The following is a 17,859-nucleotide window of genomic DNA, read 5'->3' as shown; positions in this document are numbered from 1 at the left end:
CTGGATCTGGACATGCCCCGAATGGCCTGTGTAGAAGTGGTGGCATTGCTGTCGATCAATGACGAGTAGTAGCGAATCGAGGCGAAACGCGTCCTTTGGCCGTGCTCGCTCCACATTGGCCGTACCTGGGGGTTTCGCATGGCACGTAGCACCGCGTCAGGAGTGGCGGCATGACCAAGTCCCACGCGTCGGCCGCCCAGCCGTCGACGCCGCCCGCAGAGCCGGGTGAGACCGGCTGTGCGGGCGGGCTCACCGTCCTCGACCCGCCGCCGGACCTGCCCGGCCCCACCGACGCTCCGGACGGCGGCGCCGACGGCCCCGCGGCACCGTCCAGCACGGTGCAGGACCGTTTGGCCGGACGCCTGTCCGATATCACCAGCCTGTACGAGCACACCGAGCGGCTCGCCCGCGCCCGCGGCACCACCGCCACCCTGGACGCCGTGCTCGCCTCCGGCGCCGCCCTGCTCGGCGCCGACCGCGGCGTCCTGGTCACCCTGCTGCCGGGCGGCGGCACCGGCCAGCCCGTCGGCCTCGGCCTGGACCGGGCCAGCCTCGGCGCCCTGGAGACCGTCCCGACCGAACAGAGCCTGCTCGCCCGGCTGCTGAGCGAGCACGACCGCCCCGAACAGCTGCACTCCGCCGACCTCGCCGACGACCCGGCCGTCGGCGCCCGGCTGCGCGAACTCGCCGTCCACCTCGGCCTCGGCGGCGCCTACGGCCTCCCGCTCGCCACCGTCGAGGACGGCCCGCTCGCCGCCGCCGTCTGGTTCTACGACCGGCCCGCCCAGCCCACCGACTGCCAGCGCGAACTCGCCCGCCACTACTGCGAGATCGCCGCCCCGCTGCTCGCCAAGCAGCTGGAGGCGGAACGCACCCTGCGCACCACCGAGGCGCTGCGCCGCGGCCTGCTGCCGGACCACCTCCCGCAGATCCCCGGACTGCGACTGGCCGCCCGGCTCGTCCCGGCCGGCCTGGACCGCTCCAGCGGCAGCGACTGGTACGACGCCATCCCGCTGCCGGACGGCACCGTCGGCCTCACCGTCGGCTCGGTCTCCGGCGACGGCCCCGGCGCGGGCCCCGGCTCCGCCCCCGGCGCGGCCGCCGCGATGGGCCGGATCCGGGCCGCGCTGCGGGCGTACGCGGTACTGGAGGGCGAGGACCCGGTCTCCGTCCTCGGCGACCTGGAACTGCTGCTCAAGACCACCGAGCCGACCCGCACCGCCACCGCCGTCTACGCCTGGGTCGAACCCGAGGACCGCCGGATCACCCTGGCCGGGGCCGGGCACTGCCCGCCCGTCCTGGTCGGCCGGCACGGCGCCGAGTTCGTGGAGACCTCGCTCTCCGCCCCGCTCGGCATGCTGGCCTGCTGGGAGGCCCCCGGGGTCGAGCTCACCGCCGGGCGCGGCGACACCCTGCTGCTCTACACCGAGGGCCTGGCCCGCCGCTGCGGCCCGACCCTGCACGCCGGCCAGGCCAACCTGCGCCGGGCCGCCGCCGACGCCCCGCGCGACGTGCGGATCGACCCGGAGCGGCTCTGCGCCCATCTGCTGGCCGTCTGCCCCGCCCCGGACGCCTCCCCGGCCACCGACGACCTGATGCTGCTGGCCGCGCGCTTCGAGTAGGGCCCGTCGCCGCCCCGCAGGCGGGAGTCCGAAGACGGGCCCTGCCCATACGAACCCCGGACGGGCGGGCGGCCGGGCGTCCGTACCATGGACGCACGGCCGCCCGCGCGTGTCGCGACCCGACACCTCCCCCGAGGGCGGCGGTACCACCCCCAAGGAGGCGTTGCACGTGACCGAGGACCGGACCCCCGCAGTGGCCGAGAACCCCGAGGCCGAGGGCGGCGAGGAGCCGCCGCCGTTCAAGGGCCGCAAGAACGGCCTCTACGGCGAGATCTCGGACGAGCTGTCCGCCTCGATGAGGACCGGTTGGGCCGACACCGAGCTGCACGGCCTCACCCCGGTCGCCCAGGCCCCGTACGCCGCCGCGCGCCGTGCCGCGCTGTCCGCCGCCCACCCGGGCGTGCGCCTGGTCGTCCCGGCCGGCAACCTGCGGGTGCGCTCCAACGACACCGACTACAACTTCCGCGCCGCCAGCGAGTACGTGCACCTCACCGGCGACCGGACCGAGGACGCGGTGCTGGTCGGCGAGCCGACCGGCGACGCCGGCCACGAGTTCACCCTCTACCTGCTGCCCCGCTCGGACCGCGAGAACGGCGAGTTCTGGCTGGACGGCTACGGCGAGCTGTGGGTCGGCCGCCGGCACAGCCTGACCGAGCAGGAGCAGCTGCTCGGCCTGCCCGCCCGCGACGTCCGCAAGGCCGCCGAGGAGCTGGCCGGGCGCGCCAAGGACTCCGCCGTGCCGACCCGGATCGTCCGCGGCTACGACGCCGGCCTGGAGGCCGCGCTCGCCGAGGTGCTGGACGCCGACAAGGACGCCGACCTCAAGGAGTTCCTGAGCGGCCTGCGCCTGGTCAAGGACGAGTGGGAGATCGGCGAGCTGCGCGCCGCCTGCGACGCCACCGTCAACGGCTTCACCGACGTGGTCCGCGAGCTCGGGCAGGCCGTCGCCACCTCCGAGCGCTGGATCGAGGGCACCTTCTGGCGCCGCGCCCGGGTCGAGGGCAACGACGTCGGCTACGGCACCATCGCCGCGGCCGGCCCGCACGCCACCACCCTGCACTGGGTCCGCAACGACGGCGACGTCCGCCCCGGCGAGCTGCTGCTGCTGGACGCCGGCGTGGAGACCCACACCCTCTACACCGCCGACGTCACCCGCACCCTGCCGATCAGCGGCTCCTTCACCGCGCTGCAGCGGAAGATCTACGACGCGGTGTACGACGCCCAGGAGGCCGGCATCGCCGCGGTCCGCCCGGGTGCCCGCTTCCGCGACTTCCACGACGCCTCACAGCGCGTCCTCGCCGAGCGGCTGCTCGCCTGGGGCCTGCTGGACGCCTCGGTGTACGACGTCGAGAAGGTCCTGGAGCTCGGCCTGCAGCGCCGCTGGACCCTGCACGGCACCGGCCACATGCTCGGCCTGGACGTCCACGACTGCGCCCACTCGCGCCGCGAGGAGCACGTCGACGCCCTGCTGGTGCCCGGCATGGTGCTCACCGTCGAGCCCGGCCTGTACTTCCAGCAGGACGACCTGACCGTGCCCGAGGAGTACCGCGGCATCGGCGTCCGGATCGAGGACGACATCCTGGTCACCGCCGACGGCAACGAGAACCTCTCGGCCGGGCTGCCGCGGCGCGGCGACGAGGTCGAGGCCTGGATGGCCTCGCTGGCCTGAGCCTGAGCCCGAACCCGAGGCCGCGCCGGGGCCCGGCCTTCCCACCCGCGGGGAGGCCGGGCCCTGCGCGCTACTGGACGATCCTGAGCGCGATGTCCTGGTGCCCGAGCACGGTCAGGTCGCCGCTGCCGCGGTACGGCACCAGGGCCTGCGCCCTCAGCGGCATGTCCCCGGTCCCGTCCTTGGGCCCGATCGTCAGCCGGTAGGTCAGCCGCCTGCTCTGCCCCGGGCCCAGCGAGAAGACGTCCTGGTCCTGCGCCACCGCGTAGGACGTGTCGCTCCCCCGGGACATCGCCCGGACCGACCAGCCGCCGTCCGTCTGCACCTCCAGCTTGCCGTCGTTGGGCAGCTGCTGGCCGGGCGCGGTCGGCGTGCCCCCGTAGCGGTCGGTGAAGAGCAGCGGCTGGACCTGGTCGTAGGTGCCCTGTCCGGTGTTCCGGAAGGTCACCGAGAAGGTGGCGACCGCGCTGCCGATCCGCATCTGCTGGCCGGAGGAGAGGCCGTCGATGCTGACCGCGAGGTCGTTCGGGCCGGGCTCCGCCGCCGCCGGGGCCTGGTGGCCGCTCGGGTCCAGGCTGTTGACGACGGCCGTCAGCCCGGGCTGGTAGTCGGACCTGAGCCCCTGCGCCGAGACGAAGACCTGGTCCTTGGGCAGGGCCCACAGCTGGGTCGTGAAGGAGTCGCTGCCGCAGGTGACCTGCCACTGCGACCTGACCGCGGGACTGCCCGCCACGGTGACCGCGCTCTTCGTCGGCCCCGCGCTGTTCATCTCGCCCGCCGTCGGCGGGTGGGGGTTGCCCCAGACCGGGCAACTGCCCTGGTGCGCCCAGCCGGCCGGGGCGTCCAGGTCGGCCGTCGTCGGCCAGGCACCGCCCTGGAGTTCGCCCGCCGAGTTGTAGACCGTGACCTGGACGCCGTACGGCGCGCACACCGCCGACGACCAGTTCCGCTGCGGATCGGTCGGCGCGCCCGGGCTCAGCAGGCAGACCGCCTGGTCCGAGAGCGGCACGGCCTTCCAGCCGGCCGGCACCTTCAACTTGACGCCGCGGAAGGTGTACGGCGTGCCCGGCCCGGTCGGCACGCCCGAGCCGGACGAGGACGGGACGAGGTCGGAGAGCGGCCGGTCCGCGGCGGGACCGCCGGTGGTGGGGGCGGTGCCGGCCGGGGTGGGCGAGGCGTCCTGGGTGGGCGTCGCGTCCGGGCCGGGGGTCGGGGGCGCGGTGATGCTCGCGGCCGGGGGCGGGGGGACGTCCTGCTTGGCGACCGGGTCGCCGTGGAAGGCGAGCAGGCCGATCCCCAGGGAGGCGGCCAGGGCGAGGACCGGCACGGCGGTCAGGTACACCGGGCGGAGCCTGCGGACCCGGCCCCGCGGGGGCGCGGCCGGGCGCAGGCCGTGGACGGTGATCAGGGACGCCCGGGCGTCCATCGCCTCGCGGAGCAGCCGTTCGGTCGCGGTTTCGGCCGGCCCACCGCCGTCACCGCCGCCCGGGCGGGGGAACTTGTCGGTCATCGAACCTTCTCCAGGTGCTTCTCCAGGGCGTCCAGGGCCCGGCTGGCAGTGGACTTCACGGCGCCCCGGGAGAGCCCCAGGGTCTCGGCCATCTGCGCCTCCGACATGTCGGACCAGTAGCGCAGCACCAGCACCTCACGCTGGCGGGGGGTCAACTCCTGCAAGGCGACGAGCACCCGTCGGTGCTCGTCGTTGAGCACCGCGTGGTCCTCGGCGGAGGGGGCGTCCGCCTCGTGCGGGGGCACGTACTCCCGGGCGGTCCGGCGGCGGCGCAGCATCGAGCGGGCGCCGTTGACCACCGAGGTCCGCAGGTATCCGAGCGCGTTGTCGAGGTCGTCCAGGTGCTCGCCGTGACGCTGGTAGAGCTGGGTGAAGGCCTCCTGCACGACGTCCTCGGCCAGGTCCTGGTGGTCGACCAGCAGGACCGCCATCCGGACCAGGCCCAGCCGGTGGGCGTGGTACAGGTCGGTCAGCGTGGGCCGGTCCTCCGCGGGACCGCGGCCGCCGCGCACCAGCCGGAAGCCGGAGCGGCGCTGCGCCGGCTGCTGCTGCTCGACGGTGAGCACGGAGTCCGGCGCACCGGCCTCCTGCGCACCGAACAGCGTGACGACCGCGCCCCGGACTCCGCGGGCCGCGCGGACGGAGAAGCCGCGCCCCCACCGTGGCGCGGCGATCGGGCCGATGGCCATGGACATGTGCGGTTCTGCTTTCCCCCGGGACGGTGGGCGGCGTGCTCGCCGGACCGTCAGGCACCTGATCAAGATCGTGATCGGGGAGATCCTCGCAGCCGCGTCCGACCCGGATCCCTCCGCCCCCGTAGTGATGGACGTGCGGCGCGGGTGGAGGTTGCAGGGGGATTCACGGGAAGTTCGCGGCAAGTTCCGGGCGGGCCGCGACGACTACACTCACCGGCAGTTCCGGCACCCGTGAGCAGGGGGTTCGCATGGCCGAGCAGTACGTCGAGGAGCCGGTCGACGCGGCCGCGCCCGCCCGGCCGCGGCCGGTGGCCGTCACCATCGGCCGCCGCCCGGAGCCCGTGCACGACCTCGCGGTGTACGCCTTCGAGGGCATGGCACCGTTCGAACTCGGCGTGGTGGTCGAGGTGTTCGGGCTGGCCCGGCCCGAGCTGGGCGGGCTGCTGGCCGCGCCCTGGTACGGGCTGAAGGTGTGCGCGGACCGGCCGGGCACGCCCCTGGACGCGGTGGGCGGCTTCGCGCTGACCGCCCGGCACGGCCTGGACGAACTCGCCGCGGCCGACACCGTCATCGTCCCCGGCGTGCGCAACGCCTTCGGCGGCGAAGTCTCCCCCGGCCTGGTCGAGGCGCTGCGGACGGCGCACGAGCGCGGCGCCCGGATCGTCTCGATCTGCTCGGGCGCCTTCGCGCTGGCCGCCGCCGGACTGCTGGACGGCAAGGAGGCGACCACCCACTGGCGGTACGCCGACCTCCTCCAGCAGCGCTACCCGCGGGTGCGGGTCAACCCGGACGTGCTGTACGTCGACCACGGCGACGTGTTGACCAGCGCGGGCAGCGCCGCCGGGATCGACCTGTGCCTGCACCTGGTGCGCCGGGACCACGGCGCCAAGGTGGCCAACAGCGTGGCCCGCCGCTTCGTGGTGGCGCCGCACCGGGACGGCGGGCAGGCGCAGTTCATCGAGGCCGCGGTCCGTCCGGTCGAGGAGGACGAGGACGGGGTCGCCCGCAGCATGCAGTGGGCGCTGGACCACCTGGCCGAGCCGCTCACCGTCTCGGTGCTGGCCCGGGCCGCCCGGATGTCGGACCGCTCGTACCTGCGGCACTTCACCGCCCGCAACGGCACCAGCCCGATGCGCTGGGTCGTCACCCAGCGCATCGCGGCCAGTCTGACGCTGCTGGAGTCGCCGGAGGGCTCGGTGGAGGAGGTCGCCGTGGCCGTCGGCTTCGAGAGCGCCGCGACCTTCCGCCACCACTTCGGCCGGGTGATGCGCACCTCACCGACCGCCTACCGGCGCTCCTTCGGGCGCGGGATCGCGTAGCGGACGCCTGCGCCGCTACGCCTTCTCGTGCCGGTCGGCGTTGGCGACGACGGCGTCGTGCAGCCACTGCGCCAGCCCGGGGGCCAGCTCCTCGTAGGTGGCGGTCCAGCGCTGGTCCTCGACGTAGAGGCAGGCCAGGCCGCGGTGGATGGTGTACGTGCAGTCGTAGAAGTTCCGGCAGATGTGCTGCCGGTGCTCCTCGGCGAGGTCCATGGCCGCGGTGCCGTCGGCGGGGTCGCCGGCGGTGACGGCCGCGACCAGGCGGGCGTTGAGCCCGGCCATCTCCTCCTGGATCCGCTGCCAGTCGGCCTTGGTGTAGGCGCCGGTGCGCCGCTGGGACTCGGCCCAGGCCTCGGTCTTCCCCCAGCGCTGCTCGGCCTCCTGCTCCCACTCCTCGCGGTAGCCCTCGCCGAAGATCTCGAACTTCTCCTCCGGGCTCAGCTGAATGCCCATCCTGCGTGCCTCCATGGCGTGTTCGACGGCGGTGGCGAGTTCCTGGAGGTGGCCGATCCGGTCGGTCAGCAGCCGGTGCTGACGCCGGAGGTGCTCGGTCGGGCTGACCGAGTCGTCGTCCAGGATCGCCGTGATCTCCTCCAGGGCGAATCCGAGCTCGCGGTAGAACAGGATCTGCTGCAGCCGGTCGAGGTCGGCGTCCACGTACCGGCGGTAGCCGGCCCGGGTGCGTCCCGCGGGGGACAGCAGTCCGATCTCGTCGTAGTGGTGCAGGGTGCGGACGGTCACCTTGGCGATCTTCGCCACGGCGCCGACCGCGTAGCCCTCGTCCCCGTTCATCCGGAGCTCCTCCCTGGTGGTGACCACCACCCTCCGCTCTCACGTCGCGTGAGGGTCAAGCCGTGTTCCGGGAGGCCTCAGGCGTCGACCAGCTCCCGCTCGCGCCGCCGGGCGGAGCGCCGGCGGCCCTCCCCGCCGCCCTGGGCCGGTGGCCGCGGCCGGCGGGACTGCTGGGTGGGCCAGAGCAGCACGTACGCGGCGGAGACCACCACGAAGGCGAGCCGGACGAAGCCGCGGGCCGCGTCGGACGGCAGGAACAGTGTGCCGCCGTACAGCGCCGCCAGCGCGATCCAGCTCCACCACGGGACCAGCCGCTTCTGGCCGACCGCGTCCCAGAGCAGGGTGCCGAGCAGGATCGAGGCCGTGTAGTACGTGTAGACGCTCGGGTCGAGCAGGATCCGGGCGTCCGCCCCGAGCAGCACCACGGCCGGCCAGCGCCCGCGCCAGACGGCCACGCAGCCGAGGCCGATGCCCAGCGCGAACTGGGTCGGACGGTCCCACCAGGGGGTGGCCGGGTCGGTGACCCCGAACCAGCGCAGCGCGGAGGCGGGCTGGTTCGGGATGGTGAACTTGGCCGCCGCCATGGTGTCCAGGTTGCCCAGGTAGAACGGCAGCCAGGCGACCGCGACCAGCAGGCAGAACCAGAGCACGGTGCGCAGCCAGGCGGGCCGGGGCAGGGCCAGGATCAGCGGGGCGAAGGCAAGCGCCCAGGGCTTGGAATCGACCGCCAGGGCCAGGAACACCGCGACCTGGACGGGCTTGCCGCGGGCCAGGGCGTGCGCGGCGAGGGTGGTGAAGAACAGCGCGAGGACGTCGTCCAGGTGCGCGAAGCGGACGGACACCTCGACCCACATCGGGATGAACGCCAGCCCGGCGATCAGCAGCCGCTGCTGGAGCCGGCGGTGGTTGGTGCCGGTGCCGAGGTAGTACAGGGCGGCGGTGCGGCCGACCAGCACCAGCATCACCAGGCCGAGCCCGGCACTCGCCGCCTCGGCGATCAGCTGGCCGACGTGCGGCGAGAACGGGGCGGTGAGCCGGGCGGCGGCCAGGCTGACCGGGCCGATCTGCAGCTCGGGGTGGTGGGCGTAGAGCGAGAGGCCGCCGTCGGGCTGGCCGCTGAACAGCAGCTGTTCGCCCTGGCGCAGGTAGTGCCAGGAGAAGCCGCCGCTGGGCTCCACCAGGAAGAACCAGAGCACCGTCCACGCTGTCAGCAGCACGTGGTGCCGGCGGAGCGGTAGACCCGCGATCCGACCGGTCGTGGCTTCGTAGTCGGTGGTGGCCCGTGCCGTGCGATCTCCCCGCACCTGTACCTCTCCCCGCCGTTCCGCCCCCTCCGGCCGGACATCCTATGTGACGGAGGGGAACCGCCCGTGCCGCCCCTCGCCCCACCCCCAAGGGGGGCGGCGGGCCCCCCCCCCCCCGGGGCGCTCGGCCGTGCCCACCCACACCCCCACCCCCACCCCCCCCCCCCCCGACACTGCCGCCGGCCCCGGCCCCGGCGGGACCCTGGGGTGGTGCGGACAGCTCCGCACCGGACCCCACCAGGGAGAGGAGCCGGGCGATGGTTACCGAGGTGGCCGCCTTCCGCGGCGTCGGCAAGAGCTACGGGCGGGTGCGCGCCGTGGACGGCCTGGACCTCGTGCTGCGGCCGGGCGAGACCGTCGCCCTGCTCGGCCCGAACGGCGCCGGGAAGTCCACCAGCCTGGACCTGCTGCTCGGCCTGCGCGAACCCGACCAGGGCAGCGTCACGCTGTTCGGCGCCACCCCGCGGGCGGCGATCGCGGACGGCCGGGTCGGCGCGATGCTGCAGAGCGGCGGGCTGATGACCGACGTCAAGGTCCGCGAGATCGTCGAGCTCGCCTGCAAGGTGCACCCGCGCGGCCGGCCGGTCACGGAGGTGCTGGCCGACGCCGGGATCGAGGAGATCGCCGAACGCCGGGTCGACAAGCTGTCCGGCGGCCAGGAGCAGCGGGTCCGCTTCGCCCTGGCGATCGCCGGCGACAGCGACCTGATCGTGCTGGACGAGCCCACCACCGGCATGGACGTCAGCGTCCGGCAGGCGTTCTGGGCGAGCATGCGCGCGCAGGCCGACGCCGGGCGCACGGTGCTGTTCGCCACCCACTACCTGGAGGAGGCCGACTCGATCGCCGACCGCGTCCTGGTGCTGCACCGGGGCCGGCTGATCGCCGACGGCAGCTCCGCCGAGATCAAGGCGCGCGCCGGGGCCCGCCGGATCGCCTTCGAACTCCACGACGCCGACCTCCCCGCGGACGTCCGCTTCGACGAGGCCGTGCTGCGCTCCCTGCCGGGCGTGCAGGCGCTGGACGTCACCGCCCGCGTCCCGGGGGTGCGGACGGTGCGGATCCGGACCGCGGACGCCGACGCCGGCGTCGCCGGGATCTACCGGGCGGGCCTGTACCCGCGCGGCCTGGAGGTCGCCGGGGTCGGCCTGGAGCAGGCCTTCCTGACCATCACGGGCGAGCTGGACCGCCGGGCCGACGCCGAGAAGGAGAGCGTGCGATGACCACCCTGATCAAGCTGGAGATCCTGCGGACCCTCCGCAACCGGCGCTACCTGTTCTTCACGGTGCTCTACCCGGCGCTGATGTACGTCTTCTTCATCAACGCCTACGGCTCCGGCAACCAGGCCGGCGGCCTGCCCGTGAAGACCTACTTCATGGTCTCGATGGCCACCTTCGGCGCGGTCGGCGCGGTGCTCACCGGCAACGCGCAGCGGATCTCGCTGGAGCGCAAGAGCGGCTGGACGCGCCAGCTGCGGCTGACCGCGCTGCCCGGCCGGGCGTACACCGTCGGCAAGATCACGGCGACCGCGGTGACCACGCTGCCGGCGATCCTGGTGGTCTTCGCGGTCGGGGCCGTCCAGGGCGTCCAGCTGAGCGCGCCGCAGTGGATCGGGCTGGCGGCCGCGCTCTGGCTGGGCAGCTTCGTCTTCGCCGCGCTGGGGGTGGCGCTGGGCTACGCGGCGGCACCGGACGCGGTGCAGCCGATCGTGATGATCACCTACATGGCGATGGCGCTGCTCGGCGGCACCTGGTTCCCGGTGAGCGGCTCGCTGGAGGGCCTCGCCCGTTTCAACCCGGTGTTCCTGTACAACAAGCTGGCCACCTTCACCCAGCCCGGGCACTCCCTGGACCTGGCCGCGGTCGCCGGACTGGCCGCCTTCTTCGCGGTGTTCGTGGCCGGCGCAGCGGTGCTGTACCGGCGTGACGCCCGCCGGGCATGATGACCACCATGACCGACGAGCACCGGACCGACCGCCCCGACGAACCGGGGGAGGCCGGTCCGGTGCGCGCCTCCTTCATGAACGTCCCGGGCGCCCCGGTGGAGACCCGGCGGCAGATGACCGTCAAGGTCGCCTGGATGCTGCTGTGGATGACCTACCTGGCCTACCCGGCGAGCGGCCTGCTGAACGGCGGGCACAGCGGGGCCGAGCAGGTCTTCGGCTGGGCCTGCCTGGCGGTCTTCGTGGCCGCCTACGTCCTGCTGGTGATCTTCCGCTCGCAGGCGGGGATGAAGCCGCGGGCCTGCCAGGTGGTCGTCGGGACGATGATCGTGCTCGCGGTGGCCTCCGCCGCGGTGCTCGGCGGCGCGTTCCTGACCATGTTCATCTACGCCTCGGTGTGCCTCGCGGTGATCACCCCGGTGAAGCACGCGCTGCGCGCCCTGGTCGCGATGGCCCTGCTCACCGCGGGGACCGGCCTGGCGATCCACGCCGACAACGACAGCACCACCACCTTCGCCCTCAGCGCCTTCCTCTCCGGCGTCGCGATGACCGGCCTGCAGCGGCTGGTCACCACCATGAAGGAACTGCGCGAGGCCCGGGCCGCGGTCGCCCACCTGGCCGCCTCCGAGGAGCGGCTGCGGCTCGCCCGCGACCTGCACGACCTGCTCGGGCACTCGCTCTCGCTGATCACCCTCAAGAGCGAGCTGGCCGGCCGCTTCATGGACGCGGGCAAGGACGAGGCGGCGCGGGCGCAGGTCGCCGAGATCGAGCAGGTCGCCCGGCAGTCGCTGATCGACGTGCGGGAGGCCGTGACCGGCTTCCGCCGCCCCACCCTGCCGGTCGAACTCGCCGCCGCCCGTACGGCGCTGGCCGCCGCGCAGGTCCGGCTGGAGGCCGCGCCGGAGCTGGTGGACGCCTGGCCGTCGCTGGCCAACGAGGAGGCGGGCGCGCTGGCCTGGGCGCTGCGCGAGGCGGTCACCAACATCGTCCGGCACGGCGAGGGGGCCACCGTCTGCACGGTGACGGCGGACGAGAGCTGGGACGGCGGCGGCGAGCGGTACGCCGTCCTGGAGATCACCGACAACGGTCCCGGCCCGGGCAAGTCCCAACCGGGGAACGGGCTCTCCGGACTGGAGGAGCGCCTCGCCCTGGTCGGCGGCCGGCTGGAGACCGGCCCGGGGGAGCGCGGCAAGGGCTTCCGGATCCGGGCCTCGGTCCCCCTGCGCCCGGTCCCCGCCCCGTCCCCCGGGGCCTCCACGGCCTCCTAGGAAGCGTCCAGGGCGCGGCGGTAGCGCAGGCCCGGGTGCCCGCCGAGCCGGCACTGCCCGGTGACCGTGAATCCGCTGCCGGTCAGGACGGCCCGGGAGGCCGGGTTGTCGAGGGTGGTGGCGGCGGTCAGCGCGTGCAGGCCGTAGGCGTCGGCGGCGAGTCGGCAGACCAGCGCGACGGCGGCCTTGGCGAGGCCCTGCCCGGCGGCGGACTCGGCGACGCGGTAGCCGAGTTCGGCGCTGCCGTCCACGAGGTCCACCAGGTTGATCCGGCCGACCAGCGCGCCGTCCGGGCCGAGGACGAGGTGGAACCGGCCGGTGCCCTCGGCCTGTTCGGCGAGCAGGGCGGCGTGGCGCTCGGCGAACCCGGCCGCGGTGAAGTAGGCGTCCCCGCGGTCGGGCACGGTCCGGGCGAACCAGGCGCGGTTGGCGAGCTCGAAGGCGAGGACGGCGGCGGCGTGGTCGGGGCGCAGGGGTTCCAGGGTCAGCATCCGGTCAGTCTGCTGCGCAGGGCTTCGGTGAGCCATCCGAATACCTCCCGCAGGCCCTCCGGCACCGGCCAGCCGTTGATGACGGCCAGCAACTGCCAGTAGCGCTCGGCGCGCGGGTCGTCGGCCGTGGTGAGGCGGGCCAGCAGCCACGAGCGGAGGGCGGGGTCGTCGGGGCGGCGGAAGGTCTCGGCGTACGCGGCGGTGAGGGTGTCCAGGACGGGGTCGGCGGCCGGGGAGGAGGGCGTGATGCCCTCGGCCAGGGCCGCGCCGACCACCGTCCGTACCGTCCCGGTCAGCGCCGCGTGCAGCCCGCCCCGGTCGCCGTCCGCCCGTTCGACGGCCTGGTGCTCGGCCATCCGCCGCACCGCCGCCCGGAAGTCCGGGTCCTGGACGAGTTCGCCCAGCTCGACCCAGGCCTCGACCTGCTCCGGCCGCGGTTCGTCCGGCAGTTCGGGCATCGCCGAGCGCAGCATGGCGACGAACTCGGGGTTGGCGTCCAGGTCGCCGAAGGTCTCGTCGATGAAGTCGTGGACGAGCCGGCGGCGTTCGGCGTCGGACAGTCGGGCGAGCTTGTGCATGAGTGTCATCTCCTCGGGGGTGGAAGAGCGTTGGGCGACGGCGAGCAGGACGGCCCGGCGCAGCCGCAGGGTGCGGATCTGCACCTCCAGGGCCTCCGCGTGCGCCGAGACGACCTCGTGCAGCGGGGCCTGGCGCTCCAGCACCCGGCGGATCGCGGGCAGGTCGAGCCCGAGTTCGCGCAGGGTGCGGACGAGGTCCAGCCGGGCGAGGCCGTGGAGGTCGTAGCGGCGGTAGCCGGCGGTGGTGCGGTCGGTGGGCGGGACCAGGCCGGTGTCGGCGTAGAACCGGATGGCCTTGACGGTGAGTCCGGTGCGCCGGGAGAGGTCGCCGATCGAGTAGAGCGTTTCGCTGCCGTCCATGGGCACCACTGTGGGGTCTCCCCCTGCCGGAGACTCAAGCCCCTTTCCCTCTAAGGTCGTGGCCATGGGTACTGCAGAGAACGGCCCCTCGATCCGCGTGCTGCTCGCCGAGGACCAGGGGATGGTCCGGGAGGCGCTGGCGGCGCTGCTCGGGCTGGAGGGGGACATCGACGTCGTGGCGCAGGTCGGCCGCGGGGACGAGGTGGTGGCGGCGGTGCTGGCGAACGAGGTGCAGGTCGCCGTGCTGGACATCGAGATGCCGGGGATGACGGGCATCGAGGCGGCCGCCGAGCTGCGCAGCCGGGCGCCGGGGACGCGGGTGGTCATCGCGACGACCTTCGGCCGCCCCGGCTACCTGCGCCGGGCGATGGAGTCGGGGGCGGACGCCTTCCTGGTGAAGGACGCGCCGGCGTCCGAGCTGGCCGAGGCGATCCGCCGGGTGCTGCGCGGCGAGCGGGTGATCGACCCGGCGCTGGCGGCGGCCGCGCTGGCCGAGGGCGCCAATCCGCTGACCGCGCGCGAGCGGGACGTGCTGGGCGCGGCCGCGGACGGCGCGGTGAACGCGGACATCGCCAGGCGGCTGCACCTGTCGGAGGGGACGGTCCGCAACTACCTCTCGATGGCGATCCAGAAGACCGAGGCGCGCAACCGCACCGAGGCGGTCCGGATCGCCCGGGAGAAGGGCTGGCTGTAACCGCCTCTCGGGGCAGGTCAGTTGAGCCGGTGGCGGGCCGCCCGGGCCTCCTGGCGGACCTTGGCGGCGGTGTCCGGGTCGAAGGCGTCCAGGATCCGCGCGTAGTCGTCCATCTCCGCCGAGCCGCCGAGGAAGTCGCCCATCCGCACCAGGAGTTCGGCCCGTTCCAGGCGGAGCTGGGCCGGGTGCCGGGGGAGCAGCAGGGCGAGTTCGGTGGCCCACAGCTGGGTGCGGGCCTGTTCGGGCCGGTCGGCGGCCCAGGCCCGGATGTTGCCGAGCACCCGCAGCACGATGTCCAGCGGCTGGGCGGGGGTGAGCAGCGCGGGGGTGAAGTCGTGCCCGGAGGCGGCGACCAGGCGCTCGACGTCGGCGGGGTCGAGCAGCCGCCCGCCGTGGAAGGGGTCGGCGAGGACGTACTCCTCGCCGCCGGCCGGGCCGCCGACCGCGACGATGAAGTGGCCGGGCAGGGCGATGCCGTGCACGGTGAGCCCGGCCCGGCGGCCGACGGCCGTCCACACCAGCGAGAGCATGATCGGCAGTCCGCGCCGGCGCCGCAGGACGTCGGGCAGCAGCGAGGACTCCAGCCGGCGGTAGTCGGACTGGCGCCCGTGGAAGCGTTCCCGGCCGCCGAGCACGGCGGCGAGCAGTGCGGCGGTCTCCTCCGGCCCGGACGGCGAGCGTTCGGCGACGGCGAGCCGGACGGCGGCCGCGTGCCGGTCGAGGGCGGCCTCGCAGGCGGCCAGCAGGGTGTCGACGCCGGGCGGTTCGCCCGGATCGCCCGGGTCGAGGACCGGGTCGTGCTCGGCGGCGGCGAGCAGGCAGAGCAGCACCGGGTCGGGCTGCTCGGAGCGGGCGGCGGTCCGGAAGCGGTCTCTGCTGTGCTCGGTCACGGTGACGGCGACGGCCTTCGTACGACGGACGGACAAGCGGACATACCAGGAGGGAACGGTCGGGCGCCTACTCCTGGGGGAGGAGCGCGTAGTGGTAAGTGTGACTGGTCGTGAAGCCGAGTCCGTCATAGAGCGCCCCCGCACCGTCGTTCTCCGCCTCGACCTGCAGGTACGCGCCGCTCGCCCCCTCCTCCGCCGCGCGGGCGGCGAGCACCGCCATCACCGCGGTCGCCAGTCCGGCCCGCCGGGCGTACGGCTGGACCTCGATGGCGCCGAAGCAGGCCCACGGGCCGTCGATGACGCAGCGTCCGATCGCCAGCGGCGGCTGCCCGGGGGCGCCGGGGACGGTGGCGAACCAGACCGAGGGGCCGCCGTGCAGCACCCGGCGGGCCGCCTCGCGCGCCGCCGGGTCCTCGCTCAGCTTCCCGTACAGGGACATCCAGTCCTCGCCCGCGGTCCGCGCGAGCCGCACGCGCCCGTGCCCGGTGCCGGTCCGGGCGAGCGCGGCCAGCGGGGCGGTGCGCACCTGGGTGGGGGAGCGCGGCGGGCCGAGCAGCGGCCTGAGGTCGTCGGCCGTCCCGGGGGTGATCACCTCGACCAGGGCGGGCAGTCCGCGCGCCGCGTACCAGGCCCGGACGGCGGCCAGGGCCGCGGGCAGCGGCGTCCCCGGATCGCCGAGCGCCTGGACGGAGTTGGCGCGCTGGGTGAACCCGGCCGCGGCGCGCAGCGTCCACTCGCCGAGCGCCTCCTGCTCGACGCCCGGCCAGCCGCGCCCGGCGGTCCGCTGGAGTTCGACCGGCGTGGCGGCGGGCAGCTCCGCGCGCCGCGCGGGGAAGAGCGGCACGACCTTGCCCGCGACCAGCAGCTTCTCCGGGAAGGTCACCGGACCGCCCGACCGGGGCTCGACCGTGAGCCCGTGATCGTCCCACGATGTGAGCACGCCGATCACATCGCGGAACACCGGACGGTCGTCCACGAACTCCGAGAGGCGCCGCACGGACACGCGAAGACCCACGTCAGAGCGATCTATCCGGACTTCCGGACGCCGTTCCAGCTGGTCTCGGGTCATGATCCGGCCACCTCCTGTGCATTTGCCTGCTCCGACCCGCGATACTAGGGGCGGGCATCGACGACGCCGCGCTCACACCGCGCACGGCAGCAGAACAGAACGGGCCGACAGGCCCTTCCGAGGAGGAACGACAGCGTGACCTACGTCATCGCGCAGCCTTGTGTCGACGTGAAGGACAAGGCGTGCATCGAAGAGTGCCCGGTTGACTGCATCTACGAGGGCCAGCGCTCCCTCTACATCCACCCGGATGAGTGTGTCGACTGCGGCGCGTGCGAGCCGGTCTGCCCGGTCGAGGCGATCTTCTACGAGGACGACACTCCGGAGGAGTGGAAGGACTACTACAAGGCGAACGTCGAGTTCTTCGACGACCTGGGTTCGCCCGGCGGCGCCTCCAAGCTCGGCCTGATCGAGCGGGACCACCCGTTCATCGCCGCGCTGCCGCCGCAGAACGCCGACCACTGACGATCGGTGGCTACTGAGCTGTGAACACCAACAGCACGCGCGCGCCGTTCCCGGGTCACCCGGGGGCGGCGCGCCGCGTTTCCGACCGGCTCCCGGTGTTCCCCTGGGACAAGCTGGAGCCCTACAAGGCCACCGCCGTCGCCCACCCCGGTGGCCTCTGCGACTTCTCCGTCGGCACCCCGGTGGACCCGGTCCCCGAGCTGATCCAGAAGGCGCTGGCGGCCCACACCGACACGCCGGGGTACCCGACCGTCTGGGGCCCGCTGGAGCTGCGCGAGGCGATCGCCGGCTGGCTGAACCGCCGCTGCGGCGCCGGGATCGGCCCGCGGGCCGTCCTGCCGACCGTCGGCTCCAAGGAGCTGGTGGCCTCGCTGCCGACCCAGCTCGGCCTCGGCCCGGGCGACCAGGTCGCCTACCCGCGACTGGCCTACCCGACCTACGAGGTGGGCGCCCGGCTGTGCGGCGCCGAGCCGGTCGAGTACGACTCGGTGGACGAGCTGGACGGCTCCCGGGTGCGCCTGCTCTGGGTGAACTCGCCGTCCAACCCGACCGGCCGGGTGCTCGGCGCGGACGAGCTGCGCCGCGCCGTCGAGTGGGCCCGGGAGCACCGGGTGCTGCTGGTCAGCGACGAGTGCTACTTCGAGCTGGGCTGGGAGGCCGAACCGGTCTCCGTCCTGCACCCGGACGTCTGCGGGGACCCCGGGGACGGAACACAGCACGAGGGCCTGCTGGCCGTCCACTCGCTCTCCAAGCGCTCCAACCTGGCCGGCTACCGCGCGTCCTTCGTGGCGGGCGACCCGGTGGTGGTCGAGGAGCTGCTGGGGCTGCGCAAGCACGGCGGCATGATCGTGCCGGCGCCCGTCCAGGCGGCGACGATCGCGGCGCTCGCCGACGACGCGCACGTGGCCGAGCAGCGGGAGCGGTACGCGGCCCGGCGCTCGGCGCTGCGGGCGGCGCTGGAGGCGTACGGCTTCCGGGTCGAGCACTCCGAGGCGAGCCTGTACCTGTGGGCGACCCAGGACCGCCCGTGCTGGGAGACCGTGGCCGAACTGGCCGGGCTGGGCATCCTGGTGGCGCCCGGTGACTTCTACGGGCCGTCCGGCGCCGGCTTCGTCCGGGTCGCGTTCACCGCGACCGACGAGCGGGTCGCCGCGGCCGTGGAGCGGCTGGCCGCGGCGCGCTGACGGCGGGTACGAC

At 74.4% G+C, this 17,859-nt stretch carries 17 protein-coding genes; 9 read left to right on the top strand and 8 right to left on the bottom strand.

Annotated elements, in window-relative coordinates:
• Window positions 1-170 precede the first annotated feature (170 nt).
• Together ACFXPX_RS09890 and ACFXPX_RS09885 are read left to right on the top strand one after the other, a co-directional pair.
• Complete coding sequence (locus tag ACFXPX_RS09890) at window positions 171-1,622, top strand: PP2C family protein-serine/threonine phosphatase (RefSeq protein WP_380591313.1); 1,452 nt, start codon at window positions 171-173, stop codon at window positions 1,620-1,622.
• 169 nt (window positions 1,623-1,791) lie between these two features.
• A complete protein-coding gene (locus tag ACFXPX_RS09885) occupies window positions 1,792-3,291 on the top strand; it encodes an aminopeptidase P family protein (protein WP_380523395.1) in 1,500 nt (499 codons plus the stop codon).
• Window positions 3,292-3,361: 70 nt separating this feature from the next.
• Here ACFXPX_RS09885 and ACFXPX_RS09880 read toward each other — a convergent pair whose 3' ends face one another.
• A complete protein-coding gene (locus ACFXPX_RS09880) occupies window positions 3,362-4,801 on the bottom strand; it encodes a hypothetical protein (RefSeq protein ID WP_380640436.1) in 1,440 nt (479 codons plus the stop codon).
• A complete protein-coding gene (locus tag ACFXPX_RS09875) occupies window positions 4,798-5,496 on the bottom strand; it encodes an RNA polymerase sigma factor (RefSeq protein ID WP_380595230.1) in 699 nt (232 codons plus the stop codon). Before ACFXPX_RS09875 ends, ACFXPX_RS09880 begins: the two co-directional genes overlap by 4 nt.
• A 248-nt stretch (window positions 5,497-5,744) precedes the next feature.
• On the opposite strand from ACFXPX_RS09875, the gene ACFXPX_RS09870 reads away from it, so the two are divergent.
• A complete protein-coding gene (locus ACFXPX_RS09870) occupies window positions 5,745-6,815 on the top strand; it encodes a helix-turn-helix domain-containing protein (RefSeq protein ID WP_380640434.1) in 1,071 nt (356 codons plus the stop codon).
• A gap of 15 nt (window positions 6,816-6,830) precedes the next feature.
• On the opposite strand, the gene ACFXPX_RS09865 is transcribed toward ACFXPX_RS09870, so the two are convergent.
• Entirely contained in the window at window positions 6,831-7,607 is a 777-nt protein-coding gene (locus tag ACFXPX_RS09865; RefSeq protein ID WP_375882672.1) for a MerR family transcriptional regulator, read from the bottom strand.
• A gap of 77 nt (window positions 7,608-7,684) precedes the next feature.
• Window positions 7,685-8,824, bottom strand: coding sequence for a hypothetical protein (locus tag ACFXPX_RS09860; RefSeq protein WP_375882674.1), 1,140 nt, complete (start codon window positions 8,822-8,824; stop codon window positions 7,685-7,687).
• Between the two features lie 344 nt (window positions 8,825-9,168).
• Here ACFXPX_RS09860 and ACFXPX_RS09855 point away from each other — a divergent pair, with 344 nt between their 5' ends.
• The 3 genes from ACFXPX_RS09855 to ACFXPX_RS09845 are packed head-to-tail and all read left to right on the top strand — an operon-like array spanning window position 9,169 to window position 12,118.
• Window positions 9,169-10,131, top strand: a complete 963-nt coding sequence (locus tag ACFXPX_RS09855) for an ABC transporter ATP-binding protein (protein WP_375884744.1) — start codon at window positions 9,169-9,171, stop codon at window positions 10,129-10,131.
• Window positions 10,128-10,850: an ABC transporter permease gene (locus ACFXPX_RS09850; RefSeq protein WP_375884746.1), complete on the top strand. Its 723-nt coding sequence runs from the start codon at window positions 10,128-10,130 to the stop codon at window positions 10,848-10,850. The genes ACFXPX_RS09855 and ACFXPX_RS09850 overlap by 4 nt, the downstream gene beginning before the upstream one ends.
• An 8-nt stretch (window positions 10,851-10,858) precedes the next feature.
• Window positions 10,859-12,118, top strand: coding sequence for a sensor histidine kinase (locus ACFXPX_RS09845; RefSeq protein ID WP_380640432.1), 1,260 nt, complete (start codon window positions 10,859-10,861; stop codon window positions 12,116-12,118).
• Here the strand turns inward: ACFXPX_RS09845 and ACFXPX_RS09840 are convergent.
• Window positions 12,115-12,609: a GNAT family N-acetyltransferase gene (locus ACFXPX_RS09840; protein WP_375884751.1), complete on the bottom strand. Its 495-nt coding sequence runs from the start codon at window positions 12,607-12,609 to the stop codon at window positions 12,115-12,117. The two genes, ACFXPX_RS09845 and ACFXPX_RS09840, sit on opposite strands and share 4 nt — an antisense overlap.
• Complete coding sequence (locus ACFXPX_RS09835) at window positions 12,603-13,547, bottom strand: MerR family transcriptional regulator (protein WP_375884753.1); 945 nt, start codon at window positions 13,545-13,547, stop codon at window positions 12,603-12,605. Before ACFXPX_RS09835 ends, ACFXPX_RS09840 begins: the two co-directional genes overlap by 7 nt.
• Before the next feature lie 64 nt (window positions 13,548-13,611).
• On the opposite strand from ACFXPX_RS09835, the gene ACFXPX_RS09830 reads away from it, so the two are divergent.
• On the top strand, window positions 13,612-14,241 hold the full coding sequence (locus ACFXPX_RS09830; RefSeq protein WP_375884756.1) for a response regulator: 630 nt from the start codon (window positions 13,612-13,614) through the stop codon (window positions 14,239-14,241).
• Between the two features lie 17 nt (window positions 14,242-14,258).
• Here the strand turns inward: ACFXPX_RS09830 and ACFXPX_RS09825 are convergent, their stop codons facing one another.
• Entirely contained in the window at window positions 14,259-15,167 is a 909-nt protein-coding gene (locus ACFXPX_RS09825; protein WP_375884759.1) for a transglutaminase family protein, read from the bottom strand.
• Between the two features lie 31 nt (window positions 15,168-15,198).
• Window positions 15,199-16,200, bottom strand: a complete 1,002-nt coding sequence (locus ACFXPX_RS09820; protein ID WP_380640430.1) for a GNAT family N-acetyltransferase — start codon at window positions 16,198-16,200, stop codon at window positions 15,199-15,201.
• Between the two features lie 135 nt (window positions 16,201-16,335).
• Between ACFXPX_RS09820 and fdxA the strand changes: the two genes are divergently transcribed.
• Both fdxA and dapC read left to right on the top strand, forming a co-directional pair.
• Window positions 16,336-16,662 carry a ferredoxin gene (gene fdxA, locus ACFXPX_RS09815; protein WP_030287402.1) on the top strand — a complete coding sequence of 109 codons (327 nt, stop codon included), beginning with the start codon at window positions 16,336-16,338 and terminating at the stop codon, window positions 16,660-16,662.
• Between the two features lie 20 nt (window positions 16,663-16,682).
• Window positions 16,683-17,846, top strand: coding sequence for a succinyldiaminopimelate transaminase (dapC, locus tag ACFXPX_RS09810; RefSeq protein ID WP_375884764.1), 1,164 nt, complete (start codon window positions 16,683-16,685; stop codon window positions 17,844-17,846).
• Window positions 17,847-17,859 lie beyond the last annotated feature (13 nt).

The organism is Kitasatospora sp. NPDC059146 (genome assembly GCF_042786665.1).
Classification (GTDB): Bacteria; Actinomycetota; Actinomycetes; order Streptomycetales; family Streptomycetaceae; genus Kitasatospora.
Note: the sequence above shows the minus strand (reverse complement) of the source record. Positions and strands in the feature narration are given on the sequence as shown.

Coding starts and splice junctions, on each gene's coding strand:
- ACFXPX_RS09875 (WP_380595230.1), bottom strand. CDS start 5,496: ATGTCCATGGCCATCGGCCCGATCGCCGCGCCACGGTGGGGGCGCGGC.
- ACFXPX_RS09890 (WP_380591313.1), top strand. CDS start 171: ATGACCAAGTCCCACGCGTCGGCCGCCCAGCCGTCGACGCCGCCCGCA.
- ACFXPX_RS09850 (WP_375884746.1), top strand. CDS start 10,128: ATGACCACCCTGATCAAGCTGGAGATCCTGCGGACCCTCCGCAACCGG.
- ACFXPX_RS09820 (WP_380640430.1), bottom strand. CDS start 16,200: ATGACCCGAGACCAGCTGGAACGGCGTCCGGAAGTCCGGATAGATCGC.
- ACFXPX_RS09835 (WP_375884753.1), bottom strand. CDS start 13,547: ATGGACGGCAGCGAAACGCTCTACTCGATCGGCGACCTCTCCCGGCGC.
- ACFXPX_RS09855 (WP_375884744.1), top strand. CDS start 9,169: ATGGTTACCGAGGTGGCCGCCTTCCGCGGCGTCGGCAAGAGCTACGGG.
- ACFXPX_RS09865 (WP_375882672.1), bottom strand. CDS start 7,607: ATGAACGGGGACGAGGGCTACGCGGTCGGCGCCGTGGCGAAGATCGCC.
- ACFXPX_RS09840 (WP_375884751.1), bottom strand. CDS start 12,609: ATGCTGACCCTGGAACCCCTGCGCCCCGACCACGCCGCCGCCGTCCTC.
- ACFXPX_RS09830 (WP_375884756.1), top strand. CDS start 13,612: ATGGGTACTGCAGAGAACGGCCCCTCGATCCGCGTGCTGCTCGCCGAG.
- ACFXPX_RS09845 (WP_380640432.1), top strand. CDS start 10,859: ATGACCGACGAGCACCGGACCGACCGCCCCGACGAACCGGGGGAGGCC.
- ACFXPX_RS09880 (WP_380640436.1), bottom strand. CDS start 4,801: ATGACCGACAAGTTCCCCCGCCCGGGCGGCGGTGACGGCGGTGGGCCG.
- ACFXPX_RS09870 (WP_380640434.1), top strand. CDS start 5,745: ATGGCCGAGCAGTACGTCGAGGAGCCGGTCGACGCGGCCGCGCCCGCC.